This is a genomic window from Escherichia sp. 93.0816 (assembly GCF_013368855.2).
Taxonomy (GTDB): Bacteria; Pseudomonadota; Gammaproteobacteria; order Enterobacterales; family Enterobacteriaceae; genus Escherichia; species Escherichia ruysiae.
The window spans coordinates 1-888 of the sequence record NZ_JABWNC020000070.1; the positions used below are offsets into that span (position 1 = coordinate 1).

General features: G+C 52.1%; 2 protein-coding genes. One reads left to right on the forward strand and one right to left on the reverse strand.

Annotated elements, in window-relative coordinates:
• Positions 1–256 (reverse strand): CHC2 zinc finger domain-containing protein (locus HEM79_RS22290; RefSeq protein ID WP_286178686.1); only part of this gene is annotated, 256 nt, incomplete at its 3' end.
• Between the two features lie 114 nt (positions 257–370).
• Here HEM79_RS22290 and HEM79_RS22295 point away from each other — a divergent pair.
• Positions 371–763, forward strand: coding sequence for a helix-turn-helix domain-containing protein (locus tag HEM79_RS22295; protein ID WP_001724481.1), 393 nt, complete (start codon positions 371–373; stop codon positions 761–763).
• The last annotated feature ends 125 nt before the right edge of the window (positions 764–888 follow it).

Below are 888 nucleotides of genomic sequence, written 5' to 3' on the forward strand. Positions count from 1 at the left end.
CCGCCTTACGCAGGCTGAGGCGCTCCGTCTGCATCACCCAGTCCAGCACCGAACCGCCTGCGTTACAGCCGAAGCAGTGATAAAGATTCTTCTCCGGGCTGATCACACAGGACGGCGTTTTCTCGTCATGGAACGGGCACAGCGTGGTGAAGTCTTTCCCTTTCTTAACCAGTTGTCGCCCCTGCGCCTGAACCACGGCGACTAAGGAGACGGCGGCTTTCAGGTGCTGCAACTCTGCTTCCGGGATGCGGGCCATAACGGGAACTCCTGTAAAAACCTGTCAATAGACTTAGGGTAAAAATAACTCTGTTGCAGAGTACTCTATATTAGGGTATTGTCAACCAAGTTATTTAAAACAGGGAGTAACATCATGGCAGTGTTAACGACAGGACAGCTACAGCAGGCCATGAACACCAAAGACGAACAGTTTTTTAAGCAGCTTGGCGCACGGATCGCACAGGCACGTAAGGAACAGCAACTGACACAGACGCAACTGGCAGAACAGTTAGGGATTGCACAGCAGACGATGGCGCATTACGAAGGCGGGAAGCTCAAGGTTTCGGCGGCGCTGTTACCACAACTGGCACAGATCCTGAACCTGTCGCTGGATGAACTGCTCGGATTGCCAGCACCACGCAGAAGCAGCAAGCGCGGCCCGGCGTCACGGCTGGAACAGCAGATCGAGATCATCAGCCAGTTACCGCGAACGAAGCAGAAGCTGGTTTCTGAGATTTTAGATAACGTGATAGGAAAAACGCAGTAATAACACTGAGATAGCGCGATGATTAAGGGCTGCCACCCTTAACCACCGCTCACCACAAGCAACTAACTGAGGTAGTTAATCATGGCTGAACACGATATTACGCCAGAAGTCACCATTTCCAAAAC